This window comes from Variovorax sp. FW305-3-2-15-B-LB1, from assembly GCF_058787635.1.
Map to the genome: position 1 here is coordinate 16,174 of NZ_JBYSZY010000068.1, position 16,207 is coordinate 32,380.

The following is a 16,207-nucleotide window of genomic DNA, read 5'->3' on the forward strand; positions in this document are numbered from 1 at the left end:
ACCGTTCCTGTTTTTCTTTCAGCGCCACTGCAGCAGCAGCGACCACGGCTGGCGGCTCATGTGGCGATCGACGCATGCGTTGCCGCCCGCCGTGCAGCCTTCGGGCAGGTAGCTCGGGTCCAGCAGCCGCGTGCCGGGCGCAAAGGCCAGGCGCCGCAAGGTGACCGACTGCAGCACGTTGCCACCCACGGCATCGAAGCCCGCACCGTCCACGCCCACCACCACATCGCAGTGCATCGGCAGCGGCGCGCCGCCCGTGGGGCGCCCGGCGAGCCACTCGCCGATCTTGCCGAAGCCGTCGAGCGCGGCACCGCGCGGGCCGCGTGCATGGCAGACCAGATCGCCCGGGCGCGGCGGCGTGCGCATCAGGTCGCAGGCGCGCAGGGCTTGCGGTGTTGCGCGGCCCGCCGCCTCGTCGATGCCGGCCCGCCATGCGGCGCCGGCGTAGTCGACGTGGGCCTCGGAAAAGACGAACTCGTCGGCGCCGAGCCCGGCCTCGCGCGCGACCCAGCTGATGAACGCGGCGGACCACGGCGTGTCGATCACCGCGACACGCTGCAGGGCCACTTCGATGGCGCGCTGGTCCGACGCGTCCAGCCCCTGGTCGGGGCCGACACCCAGGCCTTGCAGGCGCGCGGCGCTCGCCTGGTTCAGCGCGTCGGTCAATCGCGTGCGGTCGGCCGCGTGCGGGGCGCCGAAGCGAACGAGAGAAGGCAACCGCTCGCTCGCCGGATCGACCGCGCGCCAGTAGCGCAGCACGCGTTGCCATGCGGGCAGCGCGTCGATCGGATAGCGCGTGTCTTCTGCTTCTGAATAGCCAGACTCGGTGAGTCGGCCTTCGGCGTCCATGGTCTGGCTGCCGAAGGCAATGTGCTCTTGTCGGGCCAGCGCGGCCATCGCGAGGGCGCGGGGCGGCGGCGGAATGTAGGAGGCCGTGGCAAGGCAGCCGGACGCGGCCGATGCGAAGGTGGGCGCCGCCGTGAACACCAGGGCTGCGCACAGCGTGCGCGCTGCGTGGCGCAGCGGTTGTGTGAGCGCGGAGGAGGGCGCGATGACGGGCGGTGGCGACATGTGAGGCGAGCATAGCGGGGCACTGCCCGCGGCAAGCAGAATGCGGGGCGCTCCCTGAAGCGCCGGACCGTCCGGTGCAGGCGCTCCACCGTGAAGCTCAAGATCATCCTGCTGCGGATCCTCGGCGTCATCGCCGGCCTCGTCGTCGTGGGCTATGCCGCGTTCCAGTGGAGCCCGTGGCCCTCGGTGCTGATGATCCGCTACGCCTTCGGCAAGGGCTCGGATGCCGCATCGCAGTCGCTGCAGAAGCACGTGCCGCCCGGCATCGCGACGGTGCTCGACCAGCACTACGACGAGGCCGATCCGGATGCCTACCTCGACGTGTTCCGCCCGGCCTCGGCGGGCACTCGGCCCTTGCCCGCCATCGTGTGGGTGCACGGCGGCGCCTGGGTCTCGGGCCACCGGCGCGACGTGGCGAACTACGCGCGCGTGCTGGCGGGGCAGGGCTTCACTGTCGTGGCCGTCGGTTACTCGATCGCGCCGGGCCAGGGCTACCCGGTGCCGGTGCGGCAGGTGAACACGGCGCTGGGTTATCTGGTGCGCGAGGCGGCGCGGCTGGGTGTGGACCCCGCGCGGCTTGTGCTGGCTGGTGACTCGGCGGGCGCGCACATCGTCGCGCAGGTTGCGAACGCGGTGGCTGTGCCAGGGTACGCGAAGGCCGTCGGCCTCACGCCCGTCATCGCGCGCGAGCAGCTGCGCGGCATGCTGCTGCATTGCGGTGCCTACGACGCGGCACAGGCCCGGCTCGACGGTGCGTTCGGTGGCTTCCTGCGCACCGTGTTCTGGTCGTACAGCGGCAGCAAGGATTTCCAGAACGCGCCGGCCTTCGAGACTGCGTCGGTGCGCCGCTATGTGACCGGGGCCTTTCCGCCGTCGTTCATCACTGCAGGCAATGGCGATCCGCTCGAAGGGCAGTCGCGGTCGATGGCCGAGACGTTGACCGCGAAGGGCGTGCAGGTCGACAGCCTGTTCTTCCCCGCCGATCAAACGCCGGCGTTGCCGCACGAGTACCAGTTCAACCTCGACGATGCGCCGGGGCGGCTGGCGCTGGAGCGCTCGCTGCAGTTCTTGCGGCGCGTCACGGCGCCGTAGCTAGGTCAGCTCTGGGGCTTGCTCGGCAGGTCGCCTTCGCGCAGCTTGCGGCCGACCCACATCAGGCCGGTTTCATAGTCGGCGCTGCCGACCTGCACGCCGCCCACGGTGCGCAGCGCGCCGGTGCCGTCATCGGTGGCCGGGCCTTCGCCCGTAAGGTCGCCGGGGACCAGCAGGCGGCCGTCCTTCAGGAAGTCGGCGATGCGCAGCTGGCGCATGCCGCGGCCCCAATGCCAGTGCTGCTTGAGGTCGAAGGATTTCGGCGATGGCGCGGGTTTGGATTTCTTCACGGGATGTCGGGGAGGGGCTTGCGAAGGTTCGCGTCGGCGCGATCAAACGTACAAGTGAACGCACCATGAAAAAAGCCTGCTACCTTGTGGGTAGCAGGCTTTCCAGCGTTGCCGCGATGTTGGTTGGTGGGCCCTGAGTGACTCGAACACTCGACCTACGGATTAAGAGGCGACTCGGAGCGCCTATGGGCGTTCTGATGCTGAGTTGATAAGGTCTTGATTCTAAACAAGAAAACACCCGTGTCGAGTTGAATTTGAAGGTCTCAAGTTGTCGATTTTTGGTGTCTAACTGCGCCAGTTTTGCGCCAAAAAAACGAGCGTGAGTCCACATCGAATGGGCGGCGAGCGACCGGATCTACGGCTGTCGCGCCGGAGGCTCTTGGCCTTCCTCGAGATCCAGCAAATCGTCCTGCGTTCCAAGGTACATCGGCTGTTCCGGGCCTTTGTGCGTTGGTAGCCATCGCTTATCTGTTGGACCTGTTGGATGGTCGTACTCGGTGGAGGAAAGAATAAGCTGCGCATTCTTTGCCGCGCAAAGGTTCTCGAGCTCCGTCAGGTAATTGGCCAAATCTTCGGTGTGGAGTTCCTGCTGCTTTGGAGTGTCCAAGATGAGGAATCTGAAGGGCCGCGACGAGTCGGAGAGATATGCTTCGAAAAGAGCAGCATGGATTGCCAGAACAAGCCGAATCTTTGTGCTGCCTGAGAATAGATCAAGCGGCTCATTGTTGAACTTGAACCTAAGCTCAAGGTCGATGTCGACATTCTTTGACACGTTGTGCGTGTCTAGGATTCCCATCCATTTGACAGCAAGCTCTCGCAGCTGATGGCGCAGCTTGTTGTAGTCGTTGTCGGCCCGTCCGGTGCTCGAAAGGCTGTCGATCCGGTCTTGGATGCGGTCCCGCTCTCGCTCAAGCTTGAACAGCTTCGAACGCTCGTCTTTCAGCGCTGAAATTTTCCCGAGTTCCGACTGGGCCTGGATGAATTGTTTCGTCAGCGCTTGAACTGCAGTTACGAGTTGGTTCACGCCAGTGGCGGTCGGTGAATCCAATTCCTTCGCCAGCTTCAGACGTTCTTCGCGCAACTCTGCCAATGTGATCTCGAGCTGCTCGATCCGCATTTCAGTCCGCAAGGCATTGCGGTCAAGATCCTTGATCTGATCTCGCAGGTAAAGCAAGTTTTTACCGTACGACTCTGTACTGCCCAAGAAAAGACCGCAGCCGGGCACCGCGCAGATTTCATTAAACGAGCTGAAGACTCGCCGAGCCTCTTCATTCAGGCCAAGAGTCTTAACCTCACCATCAATTTCGGCGCGAATGGTCTCAATTCCGGCTACGCGATTTTGAAGGTCAGACAGCTCATTTTGTTTTGATCGAATTTGCCCATCCTTCTGGTGCAAAAAATCAGACAAAGCAGAACTCGCGGCCCCCCTCGCGTCGACCGATTCTCGGAGGTTATCAATCTGGTTATTTAAGTCGGTGCAGCGACGTTGCAGAAGTTCTTGGTTCGCATCACTATCGTCAAGGCCCCTCGACTGATTCTCCAGTATGCGCTGGGCCATGACAATCTTCCTCGTCTGCCCCTCCAGCGCAGCTCTCTCTTCAATAATCGATCTTTTGACGTCGAATGAGTGCTTCGGATTTAGACCAAATACGAACCGAACCATCTCAACAAACTGGTCGGTGATAAATGGGGAAGGGGATTTGTATGCGGCGGTGTATCCATCCCCTTGATTCAGGTAGAAAACCGGCAGGACCGTTGATATATAGGGCTGGGCTACCCCTCCTTTGTTCGAAACTAACCGAGGAGGAGTGAGGCCGAGTGCCGTAAACAATCCAACAGAAAAATCGCCCTCGCTGAAGTATTCAGATTGCTCTCCCGAATATTCCAGAATTCCATGAAATTCGCTATTCTTCGAGCCAAGGATGCGTCTAATAATAAGTGGCTTGCCCTGACTCTCAGCATGCAGAGTTATTGAGGCGCACTTTCCCAATATGTCGTCGCGAAACTTCGGAGGAAAGCCAAGACTGGCGGCGAGCGACTGAATAATAGGGGTCTTGCCACTGCCATTTTTCGCAAAAATTAGGGTGGTTCTCTTGCCAAATTCAAGTGTTGGACTTCCCCACCCCGTTTGGCCAAGTGGGTCAATCTTCAATGACAGTAACTTCAATTCACTTCTCCCCGCACCCGAGCTTCATCTCTTATGTATTGGTAGCCTAGCTCGACTGTTTGCATTGAAACGGCGAGTGGGCCATCTCCCTCGAGCGCCCCTTGATATACTTTACGACCAAGGTCGGTCGCAGCTATTCGGCGCGTGCGCCTATCCACTGTCACCAGATTTGTAGTTTCCAGGAAGGTCAAGGCCTTGATTGTTCGTATGCGGAGATTGCCGGACCAGCCGATGTCTTGAGATGACCCCTTGAAGCCAGACACGGTTCTTTCTAGGCATTCTCCAACGAGCTGCCCCACCTCGGAAAGAACAGGCTTTGAACTTTCCTTTGATATTGCCAAAATTGTCATTGCCAAGAGCGGCAACTGAAACAATGCCTCGTTGCTGAGGGAGTGAGTGGGCGCGGGTTCTTCAATGGAAAGCGTCAAGCGAATTTTAAGCTTTTCGGCTTCATCAAAGAATTCTTTAAAATTCATCGTGTGGCTCTCCGAACGATTGAGGCACAGAAGCCGCCAAACAATAAATCAGTGTCCAAGGTCGAAAATTTCATGCCAAGAGGCGATTTTTGCAAGATCTCAATAAGGTTTCTCAGATCCGAAAAATTTCCCCCACTTAAAATCCATGATTTGCATTTGCTGTCGATTTCGTCAAGGAGTATGTCTAGATCGAAATCAGGGAAAGTATGGCGAGCCGTGCGTAACCATACGTCCCACGATACTTTCGCGCGGGATGCAGTTTCAATCATGGGTTCCGTTGCGCCTGCAGCTTTGAGTTGACGCTGCAGGATGGACGCTGATTTAATTGCTGTCGGGTCGTTTCCGGCGAGTAGAGTCCTGTAAACATCAGTGGAGATGCTAAGAACCTTAAGCAAATCCTCCAACCCAACTCCGGCAACTAGGTCAATATCCCCTTTGGAAAGTCCTTGAATTGGAGCGCAAGATTTTGACATGACAAGGGAAACGAGACTATTTGCAATCTCGGCCACCTCATGCTTATGAAGGTCAATTTCGCTATGCTTCCAGATCGCGTTGCTTGCGGCATCTGCAAACGCTTCTAGCGTGTCGCCCATATGCTGCACATTGGGCAAGAGGGAGAGTTTCGAACGCGCAGCCACTAACTGATTGTCAGTTAGTGGTGTATCCGGCGAGAATATATTTCTAAACTGCTCGATGAACTGATTTATGTATTTCTTGTTTGACACGCCGGCCTTGAGATGTTCAAGCACCTCATATACGCCCTCGTCAAAGTGAACATTGCTCAGGATGGTCACCTCCCGGCAATGGTCTCCAAATTCAATTGTGTGAAGGAAAAGTTTGCCGGCGATGCTATCGCGGATGGCAATCAGCTTCTCCTGGGTATCGAGCGCCCCAGTCTTTTTGAGAGAGAAGATTCCATTGATATCCCACTGCTGATTGACCTTACCCTTGGTTTTAACTTGAAAGAAGTGATATTCAATCACGCCAGCGACATTTCGCCTCACGACAAAATCATCGTGGTAATCGCAAAAAACGCGATCAACTTCTTTGCCACTAAGGATTTCTAGTGCAGCGAATGCCGCTGCTTGGAACTGCATGCGAAAGCGAAAAGCAGTTTCCCGGCCGACGGTTTCACGCGGCGTCTTTTCATGGATGGTGTCCATGGTCTTTTTTGTGTTCCCCCAGCCAGTAATTCGCTTCGCTTGTAACAGATTTTCGGATGCGGTTACATGGCGTTTTCCAAGGGGGCGCGCGAAATGGTGCCGCCTTGATAGACGGACCGGGGCCCTTTTCCTTGGCACAGCGTGGTGTGCTGGCTGCTGTGCGATCTCCAAGCTGGTCGGATGCGGGCTCATACTGTATGAATATACAGTTCAATGGGGCGGCATGCCAGACCCCGCCGCGAGATTGGGCCGTCACATGGGCTTGCCTTTTCGATCTGTACTGGCCGGAGCCTTGAAGCTAGGAGTCCTGCATGGCATCCGCCCCAGCGTGGCTGCACAGATAGGCTGCCCCACGGGCCAGCGAGTTGAACGATTGTTCTCGCGCCTCAGGGCTGGCTAATAGCAACTACGGCGTCATCAGGGCGACCGTTTTGCTGCCACGTCCAACGCGCGACCGAGACTGAAGTCAATGCTCGATCCATCCTTGCGAACAACGAAGAAGCATGCGGTGTGGCCTGGATGATCAACGTCCGTTCGCTTTTCGAAGTAGGCAACGCCTGCCCCCGTTTTAGTTGGCTCGCCGGCGGGTACCACGGCGTCATAGAGTTTCAGGAGCGCTGCAAGGTCGTCATGATCGGAAGCATCAACCACTCTCGCTCCAATGGCGTGCCGACCAAGGATGGCTTTGAAGTGGGCTTCTGCATCGCCCTTTTTCGGCCAAGTCCTACCATTGGGTAGGGTGATGGGAATTGATTTGCCCATAGTGCCTTTACGGTTTCAGTCGGAAGACCGGTTGTGAAGCGCTCTGCTTAGGGCGGCGCACTGGTAGCCTTGGTCGAGGCGTTGTTGCTTTCACATTTTGTTCGCCGCTGTGACGGACGTCTTGTCGACGTCCACGACACCGGTGTCGAGCTGCAGAGGTTCACCGTTCTGATGTCTGCGGAAGAGATCGACGGCGGCATCGGTGTACTTGTGCGTGAGCTGGTCCGATTTGTGGCCGAGTTTGTATGCGATGTGGTATTTGTTATCGGTCGATGTGATGTCGAAACCAGTCTTATCTGCAATCTCGCCGATCATCACGCGAACTGGATACCAATAGCTGAAACCAAGCTGTTGCGCAACGCCGCTGATAGCGTACTTGTAGTCCAAGTTAACCTTCGATGGATCGGCAAGCGACGTAACGCCAAATAGTTTCGCGAAGTTCTCGCCTGACTCGACGGCGTGTTCCAACTGCTGGAAGTTGATCTCGACATGCTTCTTTGGGATATCAGATCGAATCAGTTCAACTGACCGGGCCATCAAAGCGCGCAGCAGCTTGGTGTTGATCTTTTCAAGATTGCCGGCCTGACCGAAAGCCTTGAAAACCCACTCGAAGGAGTTCGCGGTGATGCTTTTGATCCGGATGTTGATGTCCGGCGCAACCGAGAGGACGTATTCGCGAGCCGGATTTGAGGCGTCGGTGATTGACGGGTCCCATTGCAGGATATAGATGTTTGGAACAATGTCAGCAGTCGATGCGCGCACCATGCGGTACACGTCGTACAAGATTGCCTTGATGTTCGGGTCGTCGGCACGGTAGCCGACGAATATGAGTGGGTGCTCGATAAAGTACGTCAGGAGCTTTGCGCTGAGATACTTGTGGTCCTCATCGAACCGCCGATAGTCGGCCTCGTTGAGGACTAGCGACTGCGGTATCGTGCAGCAACCGTGAATCTTGAAGATCTCCCCGATTGCCAGATATCCTTTCCGCATGATTTGTTGCCCAATGACAGGCTCATATTCAGGGAAAAGTGGCTCAACGACCTGGTCGTAGTTCGTTGTGATGATCGCGTGCGCACTGATGTTCTTGAGCGCCTCGATTTCAGCATCAAGCTCCTTCGAACCGTATGACCCCTTGGCGTCGGGTCCTAGGTCTTTCAGTAGCCGCGCGGCCATGTGTTTGATGAAAATGTCCGCGGGCGCCGTTGCGCTGAAATAGTCAGCGGGAAATTCGCTCTTGCCCTTGCCCCATGCCCACTCACGGTAGAGATCGGTGAGGACTGAACCGATCTTTTTGAGATCGCCATTGTGCGTCTGCTTGTAGTAAGCGAAGTCCTTGTCGACCAGCGGACATCTCTTGGCGAGTGCCGACAGCAGCTCCTCCCAGTTCGGCCCCTTCGCATACCGCTTTGAGAATCCAGAACCGACAAACATGATGGGCTGACACTCGGCATCGCCGAGGATCTTGGCCACATCGGCAGTCACTTCCTCCTGGTACTGTTTGTAGTCCATCGGCATGGGTCGAACTTGTTGTTTCGTCCAACCAGTATGCACGAGGACGCACGGAACAGGTGCCTGCAAGCCGCAGTGCGCCTCTCCTTTCAACGTTGATAGTTCGAACGGTGGCGGCTCCGGCGAGCTTCGTCGATGGCGTACTGTTGTTCACATGCATTAAGAACAGTTTTGCCGGTCTCGTATTGACGTGGTCAGTCTCGGCATCACCCCGGGGTGCCTCGACTTGTCATGCCCAATTTTTGTGCAAAGCAACTGTCCAAAGCGGTTTGGACGGCTATAGACCTGTCGGTCATCAGGCCGGAGTGGCCTGAATTTCAGACATCACTCAATAAGGCCTGATTTTCAGGCCACCCCGGCATGCTCATCGGTCCTCTTTGAAATTGAACAATTAATAAAGACGCGCGTACGAGAGCGCGCGCGACCGTGCCCTGTGGACAAGTGGACGGCGTGGGCAAGGCTCGGGGAACGCTTTCAAGGGGGTGGCTGGGCCACCCTTCCGCCTTCCGGCGGAATCAAGGTTCAGGGAGCGTCGATAGGCTCCTGGTGCCTCGCACCAGTTCCTCGCGGCGCGCGCCTGCGTTGGCAAGCAGCGTGCTGAGCTGAGCGCGCGCGTCAGGGGCGCCCTCGCTCAGTGCCCTAACCACTTCCAACGCCTCCAGCGGCGCGAACATCGTCATGTCGCTCAGCTGCTGTTGAGTCAGTTCGCGGCCTGCGAGTTGGCTGCTTACCGGGGGCTGCCTAAAGAGCTTTCGCGGCGCGCTGTTGGAGCAGAAAAATGGGGCCTGATTGAGAACCCAGAGTCGCCACTGCGCATTGCCGAAGCCGCTAAGGTCTTGCAGGTGGGGGAGGGCTGTGGCTCGAGCTTTGGCGGCTGGCAGCGTGGCCGCGCGAGTGCCTGTGGCATGTACCCGCGCAGCGGTGGCCGCAGCAGCGGCGCGGTTCACCGCCTCAGTGTTTAACAGGGCTGGCTCCACCAACTTAGGCTCGCCCAGAACCCGCTCGCGCCAACACTCGAAAAGTTCGGCGTCGTTGCTCTCGAGGCCACTCCCGACGCCCCAACTCGTATACATCGCCTGGAACACGGTTTTGAGGCTTGACCAGGGGAGTGCTCGTGGTGCGCGCCCCATCGCACCAGCCTCGCTGATTGCGCGAACCAGCGTACGCTGGTCCGAGGCGATGACACCTGGCGCCAGATGGGCCATGCAACTGGCCACGGGCAGGCCTGGCTGTCGATGTTGCGCGCGAACCAGCGCGACGCACATGCGCGCCAATGTGTGAGTCAAGAAGGCCCTATCCAAGCGATCTGCGCTGGGCGGTTTTGCACGCCGGCCACGGGTCGAATTCTTGGGGTTTGGCGGCGCATCTGTGGACTCGACCATCTGTTCCTCTCGTCTTGTGTTTGATTGTGAGGTACTGGATGGAAAAACAGAAAAAAGATCTTAGTCAGATCAATGTTCGTCGAGAACTGCCGAGCTTGGCGGCCGGGGTGCTGCTGGATCAATTTGAGGTTGGCCAGCTCTGGCCCGATCTGCGCGAACTCCTCGCTCGCATTGATCATGTGCGCGAGTCCGGTGACGAGCAGGAGTACCGCAGGCGGCTGCGGATCTACCGCGGCGCGATCCAGTACCGGATCGCCGCAGGCCGACTGCCAGAGCCGGCTTTCAGGCACGGACGAGGCATCGGCTGGACAGTTGGGCAGATGCGCGCCTGGCTAGGCATGGACGCCCCCTCGCCTGGGCCAACGCAAGCGGACCGCATCAGCAGTGGCGCTGGCCACGCTGGCAAGCGAAAAGGCGGAAGACCACGCAAGGGGGTTTCCGGGCCTGTCGATACAGGAGCCGTGCTGTGAGCCGCGCCGCGCCAGCGGTGGAGTTCCCCGCTGTGGTGCCGAGAGTCATGGACACGACTTACTCGCTCCTGCATCGCAATTTAATCACTTCAGGCAGGCTCAAAAAAATAGGCGCGAGCGCATTCACAGTGTTGTCTGTCATCAAGCAGTTGGCGGATTTCAACACCGGCAAATGCGATATATCGCATAGATCGCTGTCTGATAAATCGGGTTTGTCCAGATCAACTATCTCATCTTCTTTGACTCTTTTGGAGGGCGAGGGACTGATTAGAAAATTTCGACAAGGATTTTCCTTTAAAGGAAGATCACCATCGTATGGCGATATTCGCGGAGTATCGAATATTTATATTGCTGTCGAGCAATTTGAGCTGACCATAGGTGGCGCATTGATCTGCACGGTGTCGATTGACTATGTGCCCACTCTAATTCAGCAGCATGCCCAGTTGATTGCTGGTGTTTTGAAGAATGACGACGTTGATGCGACAAAAAATGCTCTTGAAAAAATCAACAAAAGTGGAGCTTCTATTTCCATCAAGCCGGCGCCCGGGTTTGTCTGGAATGATGGAAAAATGGAGGGGAAGATAGTTGCCGCGGATTGAAATGACTGACTATGGGCGTTCATGCCGCATTGTTAATCGCGCTCGGCCTTCTACGCTCTGAGCCCGGTCGGTTTGGCGTTCCAAGGGCCGAATTAAAAGATTTGCCGGCGCCGCTGGATGACTCCATTCGGCAGCTGATCCGCTCACTCTCAACTCCCGCCCGCGATCATTTGCGCGAACTGGTGGGGTGGGTGCTTGAGTTCGATCGAGCGCCGCAGGCGCCAGCGCCGGTAGGCGCAATGGGTGGCAAAGCCACCCGCTTGCCTGCCTCTCGTCCCTTCCCCTTGGCCTGATTTTCAGGCTGGCCAGCTACTGGCATTGGCCTGATCTTCAGGCCACGCCGAGTCATTCAGGGCGCCGGTAGGCGTCCGGCACCAGCGCATCCCTCGCGCCCGAATTCCTGGGGTTTGGAGAGTGCCGAGCTGCCGGCAAAGTGCTTCCCCATGTTCACCACAGAGAGAAACCAGCCGTCACCGTGGCCCAGAACTGCGTTCTGTTCCCGGTGGCTGGTCATGGGGCTGCGCCCCCTGAAACCCTGCTGGCGCGCTGCGCGCACCGCCCCTACGGAGCTTGAATCGTGGCTCGCCCGCTGACCCACGACGAACCCCTAGACGCGCCGGTCAAGGCGCGTCTGACCGCGACTGAGGCGGCGGAGGTCCGCCAGGCGGCGGCCGTTTCTGGCCTGTCGGTCAGCGACTTCCTCAGGGCATGTCTCGTCTCTGGCGGCCCGCAGGTGCGCGCCACTGGCCGCGCTACCCCTGGCCGCCGCCGGCCCGATCTGTCGCGGCGGCGCTATGCCCAGGTCGACCAAGACCTCCTCTTTCAATTGAGCCAGGCCGGGAATTCGCTCAACCAGGTGGCCCATCGACTTAATAGCCAGAACGTCATCGGCACGCCGTTGGACGTGGTGAGTGCTGCAAGCAGCCTCAAGCAAATTGAACTCGCGCTGGCAGAAATCTTCCAGGCGCACTTGAAATGAATTTCCATGTACGTCGGCTGGCTGGATCACGGGCGCGGAGACCCAAGGCATTTTGCGAATTACGTCCTGCAAGCTTTAGATGCCAAGGGAGTCGCTCGGGTGGGCGTAAAAATTCTGCGAGGCGACCCACACATGATGGCAGCCGTGGCCGCATCACTGAATTTCAAGACGAGGTATCGATCGGGCTATCTCGGATTTGGCCCAATGGAAAAGCCAACTGCGGCCGAGCTGGAAATGATGCTGGACGACCTGTCGGCCAACGTGCTATTTCCTGGCTTCAATTCGGATCGCCGATTTGCGTGGACAGCAGTGCAACACATTCGCCCCAACGGTGGGACAGATGTGCATATCGGTGTTGCATGCGTCGACCAGGTTACTGGCAAAGCTTTCAACTGTGCGCCGCCAAATTGGCAGCCAATTTTCGACGCTTGGCGGGATGGCTGGAACTACAGATTAGGTCTGGCTCGGCCCGACGACGAGCGGCGCATGAAGGATGTTCAGCCGCTCAAACACGAGGCCTTCATCTCAGCCGCAGCGCTTCGTGCCGGGCTGCCGGCGGCAGCACCGACGCAGCGCGAACGCATCGGAGCATGGATCGCATCCGGACTGCGTCACGGCGCCTTGACGGACCGCGATTCGATCCTGGCCGCGCTGCGGAAGCTCGCCGCCAATGGCGGTGGAGAACTCACCCGAGTCTCGGAGCAATTCGTCTCGATTCGTCTGACCCCCGGCGCCCGGCCGCTGCGACTGAAGGGTGGGTTCTTCCATGAGTCCTTCAGCTCCGGCAAATGGCTCGAAGGCGATCGAGCCCGATCCGCTGGCCTATCTGGACCAGGCCTGGGAGACGTTGACCCCATCGGCACATCCGGCCGTGGCGGAGAAGTCGATCTCGAACGTGCACGCGCAAGCCGCCACACCCTCCTCGTCCATTCGACAGCTCGAGCCCGCTTCAACGTTAAGCGCTATGGCCCCGACGCCGGGCTCACGGTCGAGTCCGAGTTCGCCCTTGACGCACTCGATGGACGTGCAGATCGAGCGCCAGGCGAAGGCGCTAGCCGAGCTCAATCAACAGCTCAGCCAGCTCATGAGGAAGACCAGGACGCTCGGCGCGCTGCTGGACCAGTCCACCGCGCAGATGACCGAGCAGCTTCAGACGCACCAGCAAGCTTTGCGCGCCTCGATCAGCGCGATCGAAGCCCAAGCCACATCGGACCTGAAGAAGGCGCGCCAGCGCCTCTTGCGGGCTCTCAGCTGGCTCGTTCTGGTGCCGATCACCGCAGCTGCGGCCCTCTGCGTCCTGATCGCAGCGGCGACGTGGGCGTGGGCCCATACGCAGATCTCAGCCGCGCAGACCGCACGGGCGCAGATCCAACCAATACCAAGCCCGCCTCCGCCTCCAAGCGGAAGCGGAAGGCGCAGATGACCGCACCCAGCGTCATCGATCAATTTTTGGAGCGAGCGCAAGTACAGGCCCGCGTCACCAATGAGTTCAACCACCACCAGGAGCAATCCGACATGACCTTTCCTGATCCGTCTCAAGCCGCCACCTCGACACCCCCTCCAGCAGTGGCCACACCCGCACGCCCATCGCTGAAGGACTCGTTGCGGTTCGATGCAGTGCCGAAGAAGACCGCCGTGGGGGCCGCGGCCGCCGGCGTGGATCTCGATCGCCCACGGCCGCCAGCAGCCAAGAGCGAGCCTGGCGAACTCGCTCCGATCGAATTCGGCCCTGGATGGCTGAGCCGAATCTTGGAGGCGTTCAGGTCGCTCCTGATGCGCCTGCTCGGCGGCCTGTGGGGACCGTCCTCTATCCCTCCCGGCACCATGGTGACGGGCGAGCCAGGAGAGCCGGCCCAAGACGGCAGGGATGCCCTCATCCAGTTGCTCAAGGAAGAACTCGCGGAAACGCGCGCGGAGCTTGCCAGGCTACGTGCAGCGGCCAGTGCAGCGGGCTTGGATCTTGAACACGCCGATCGCGTCGAAGACGCCGCGGTGAAGGGGTTCGACGCAGCAGACCGGGCTCTTGCGCTCGACAAGGAGCGCGACGCCGCGCGCGCAAAACGCGAGGGTGCGAAGCTGCTCGACGTTGGCGAAGACCATCTGCGCCGACTGCGTGACGCCAGCTTTGCCCTTGCCGCCGTCGTGCCTGAAGACCAACCGCAAGCGCTTCAAGCCCTGAACAAGGCGCGCGAAAACGCGGACGAGTGGTCTCGCGGCGTGGCAACTGCTGCGCGCCATGTTCCTGATGAACATCCGCTTCGCCTTCAGCTCGACGCTCTCGCGGAGGCTCGTGTCATGGCCGATGCCGCAGCCGAGGCAGCGCACGCGTCGGCTGGGCAGGCCGCTGCAGATCAAGAGGCCGCCGCTCAGGCGCAAGACATCGGGCAAATGCCGTCGGTCCTCGACACGACCGACGCGAAGCGCGCTTCCGAGCTCAGGGCACAGTATCTGGCGGCGGCACGTCGGTTGAAACTCCTCCATGCGCACGAGGTGCACTATGTGCCGCCGTCCGAACAAGAGGCCTTCCACGCTTTGCCTGTGGGCTCCGCGCGCATGCAATTCATCAAGGACCACGAAGAGCGAATCAAGCGGGAGAAGGCTCAGCTGGAAGAGGCCATTCAGGATGCGGCGCTCGCCAGAAACCAGGCTGCCGCCGAGCTCTGGCCCGACGGCCTGGACGATACCGACGCGGACGACGACACCTCTCATGAGCGTCCGGGTCGTGCATGAACCACCGCGTGGCCACGAATCTCGAGAAGGTTGAGGCACTGGCACTGCCGGTGCCGGTTTTCCAGGTGCAGCCCGCTCCTCCGGCCGGCTGGGTGACCAGGCTGCTCACACCCGTGGTCGCGGCGTGCCGGTTCCGCTACACGTACCCGATGGAGCTCAGGCCGACTGGGTGCTGGGACGGCTGGGCACTCCCGCGGGAATACGCGCCCGACAGGCGCGTCAGTATCAGTAACCGCATGCTCCACCGTTCGCCGCGCTCCCTGGTCTGCATTTATTTGCATGAAGTCGCGCACCAGCTCATTGGCGCCGATCACGACCACGACGTGGCTTTCTTTGCTACGAACTTGCTGCTGCTGCTGAGAGTCTCTGCGGCTTCCGACGCTGACTTCGAGGGTGGAGGCGCACTGGCCAACACGATGAGCCTGTATGACCTGCAGCAGGCCCCAGCAGCACTCCAACACGAACCGGATGCGGGAGTCGGACAAGCGATGACCTGGGCCATCGCTGTAGCTCACGAGTTGGCCCCGACGACGCTTACCGCGGAAGACGCGGCTATGAAGATCCGTGACCGCTACGTTGCGTTCGTCCAGGAGCTGGAAGCCATTCCCGCCAAACGTCGAGCAGCAGCGTCTGCGCGCGCCCGCGCAGACGCTGCTGCAGAGGCGACTCGCGGCGAACTGCGGCGAACCACGCGTCTGCTGCGCTCTGTTTCGATCTGGCTTGGTGCAGCTGTGTTAGGGGAAGCATTCATGCTTCTCAAGCTCGGGCTCGGGCTCGGGCTCGGGCTCGGCGGAGCCTGACCGTGAAGCTTGCTGCCGAGTTGGCCGAGCGTTCGGACAGGCTTGGCCGAACCTTCGGCCAAGCTTCGGGCAGGTTTTTGCTTGGCCGAATTTTGTACGAAGGTTCGGCCAACTGTCGTTTCGAGAAAGTTGCTTGGCGTCGGACCCGCAGCCTCGGTGACAGAGTTGTACGAAGGTTGGGTGAAGGTTCGTACAAGTCGCGAGTTGGCCGATGGTTCGGACAAGTTTCGACCGACGATGGACGAAGGTTGGAGCAAGCGTCGGTCATTGTCGTTGGGCGTCTCGGCTTCGCCGACCGCGCTCTCAGGGCTTCGCCCCCGAGCCCTTCGGTCTCGGCCTTCGGTTCCGATCGCATGACGCACGCTCTTGGGAGGCATCGCCTTGCGATCCCTCCCGGCGCTGGCCATCCCTCCAGAAGAGTGCACGCCGCAGAGCGGCCTGCACGCCGCTTTGCGGCAGCTCGCCTTTGGCTCGATGCGCTGCGCGCAATCAGTTCCTCCGCCGCCTGCTGCGCGGCGGCGGAGAAAGGTGCCCCGGGGCGGGGGGCCGGCGGGGTTCTTTCGGCAAGTGTTGTTCGCGGCCGGCCTGCGGCCTTGGCCTGCTGCGCTCCGCTCGTGCTCCCAGTCCTCACCCGGTCCCCGGCCTGTGGCCGGGGCTGCGGCTTCCGGGCTGGTCCGCGCGGCTGCACTCCGCAGTCCACCGCGAACCCCCCATGCC

14 protein-coding genes are annotated in these 16,207 nt (G+C 60.0%); 6 read left to right on the plus strand and 8 right to left on the minus strand.

Features of this window, described 5'->3' with window-relative positions; translation table 11 throughout:
• Nucleotides 1-18 precede the first annotated feature (18 nt).
• A complete protein-coding gene (locus AC3WQR_RS28025; protein ID WP_492745134.1) occupies nucleotides 19-1,071 on the minus strand; it encodes a DUF2272 domain-containing protein in 1,053 nt (350 codons plus the stop codon).
• A gap of 90 nt (nucleotides 1,072-1,161) precedes the next feature.
• Between AC3WQR_RS28025 and AC3WQR_RS28030 the strand changes: the two genes are divergently transcribed.
• A complete protein-coding gene (locus AC3WQR_RS28030; RefSeq protein WP_492745136.1) occupies nucleotides 1,162-2,163 on the plus strand; it encodes an alpha/beta hydrolase in 1,002 nt (333 codons plus the stop codon).
• 5 nt (nucleotides 2,164-2,168) lie between these two features.
• On the opposite strand, the gene AC3WQR_RS28035 is transcribed toward AC3WQR_RS28030, so the two are convergent.
• The 7 genes from AC3WQR_RS28035 to AC3WQR_RS28065 form a co-directional block, all read right to left on the minus strand.
• Nucleotides 2,169-2,453, minus strand: a complete 285-nt coding sequence (locus AC3WQR_RS28035) for a hypothetical protein (protein WP_487850131.1) — start codon at nucleotides 2,451-2,453, stop codon at nucleotides 2,169-2,171.
• 355 nt (nucleotides 2,454-2,808) lie between these two features.
• Complete coding sequence (locus tag AC3WQR_RS28040; protein ID WP_492745138.1) at nucleotides 2,809-4,605, minus strand: ATP-binding protein; 1,797 nt, start codon at nucleotides 4,603-4,605, stop codon at nucleotides 2,809-2,811.
• Nucleotides 4,606-4,616: 11 nt separating this feature from the next.
• Nucleotides 4,617-5,096 (minus strand): hypothetical protein, encoded by a 480-nt coding sequence (locus AC3WQR_RS28045; protein WP_492745140.1) that lies wholly within the window; start codon nucleotides 5,094-5,096, stop codon nucleotides 4,617-4,619.
• On the minus strand, nucleotides 5,093-6,259 hold the full coding sequence (locus AC3WQR_RS28050) for a dsDNA nuclease domain-containing protein (protein WP_492745142.1): 1,167 nt from the start codon (nucleotides 6,257-6,259) through the stop codon (nucleotides 5,093-5,095). The genes AC3WQR_RS28045 and AC3WQR_RS28050 overlap by 4 nt, the downstream gene beginning before the upstream one ends.
• A 417-nt stretch (nucleotides 6,260-6,676) precedes the next feature.
• Nucleotides 6,677-7,021, minus strand: coding sequence for a DCL family protein (locus AC3WQR_RS28055; RefSeq protein WP_492745144.1), 345 nt, complete (start codon nucleotides 7,019-7,021; stop codon nucleotides 6,677-6,679).
• A gap of 90 nt (nucleotides 7,022-7,111) precedes the next feature.
• On the minus strand, nucleotides 7,112-8,536 hold the full coding sequence (locus AC3WQR_RS28060) for an SIR2 family protein (protein ID WP_492745146.1): 1,425 nt from the start codon (nucleotides 8,534-8,536) through the stop codon (nucleotides 7,112-7,114).
• Nucleotides 8,537-9,045: 509 nt separating this feature from the next.
• The gene (locus AC3WQR_RS28065) at nucleotides 9,046-9,795 is read right to left on the minus strand and encodes a hypothetical protein (protein WP_492745148.1); all 750 of its coding nucleotides are present in this window, start codon (nucleotides 9,793-9,795) and stop codon (nucleotides 9,046-9,048) included.
• 155 nt (nucleotides 9,796-9,950) lie between these two features.
• Here AC3WQR_RS28065 and AC3WQR_RS28070 point away from each other — a divergent pair, with 155 nt between their 5' ends.
• From AC3WQR_RS28070 to AC3WQR_RS28090, 5 genes are all read left to right on the plus strand, one after another.
• Entirely contained in the window at nucleotides 9,951-10,382 is a 432-nt protein-coding gene (locus AC3WQR_RS28070) for a hypothetical protein (protein ID WP_492745150.1), read from the plus strand.
• Complete coding sequence (locus tag AC3WQR_RS28075) at nucleotides 10,379-10,981, plus strand: hypothetical protein (RefSeq protein WP_492745152.1); 603 nt, start codon at nucleotides 10,379-10,381, stop codon at nucleotides 10,979-10,981. Before AC3WQR_RS28070 ends, AC3WQR_RS28075 begins: the two co-directional genes overlap by 4 nt.
• Before the next feature lie 577 nt (nucleotides 10,982-11,558).
• Entirely contained in the window at nucleotides 11,559-11,960 is a 402-nt protein-coding gene (locus AC3WQR_RS28080) for a plasmid mobilization protein (RefSeq protein WP_492745154.1), read from the plus strand.
• Nucleotides 11,961-12,092: 132 nt separating this feature from the next.
• On the plus strand, nucleotides 12,093-14,690 hold the full coding sequence (locus tag AC3WQR_RS28085; protein ID WP_492745156.1) for a hypothetical protein: 2,598 nt from the start codon (nucleotides 12,093-12,095) through the stop codon (nucleotides 14,688-14,690).
• On the plus strand, nucleotides 14,687-15,490 hold the full coding sequence (locus AC3WQR_RS28090; protein ID WP_492745158.1) for a hypothetical protein: 804 nt from the start codon (nucleotides 14,687-14,689) through the stop codon (nucleotides 15,488-15,490). The genes AC3WQR_RS28085 and AC3WQR_RS28090 overlap by 4 nt, the downstream gene beginning before the upstream one ends.
• Nucleotides 15,491-16,207 lie beyond the last annotated feature (717 nt).

Coding starts and splice junctions, on each gene's coding strand:
- AC3WQR_RS28090 (WP_492745158.1), top strand. CDS start 14,687: ATGAACCACCGCGTGGCCACGAATCTCGAGAAGGTTGAGGCACTGGCA.
- AC3WQR_RS28070 (WP_492745150.1), top strand. CDS start 9,951: ATGGAAAAACAGAAAAAAGATCTTAGTCAGATCAATGTTCGTCGAGAA.
- AC3WQR_RS28025 (WP_492745134.1), bottom strand. CDS start 1,071: ATGTCGCCACCGCCCGTCATCGCGCCCTCCTCCGCGCTCACACAACCG.
- AC3WQR_RS28055 (WP_492745144.1), bottom strand. CDS start 7,021: ATGGGCAAATCAATTCCCATCACCCTACCCAATGGTAGGACTTGGCCG.
- AC3WQR_RS28045 (WP_492745140.1), bottom strand. CDS start 5,096: ATGAATTTTAAAGAATTCTTTGATGAAGCCGAAAAGCTTAAAATTCGC.
- AC3WQR_RS28085 (WP_492745156.1), top strand. CDS start 12,093: ATGATGGCAGCCGTGGCCGCATCACTGAATTTCAAGACGAGGTATCGA.
- AC3WQR_RS28050 (WP_492745142.1), bottom strand. CDS start 6,259: ATGGACACCATCCATGAAAAGACGCCGCGTGAAACCGTCGGCCGGGAA.
- AC3WQR_RS28060 (WP_492745146.1), bottom strand. CDS start 8,536: ATGCCGATGGACTACAAACAGTACCAGGAGGAAGTGACTGCCGATGTG.
- AC3WQR_RS28065 (WP_492745148.1), bottom strand. CDS start 9,795: ATGTGCGTCGCGCTGGTTCGCGCGCAACATCGACAGCCAGGCCTGCCC.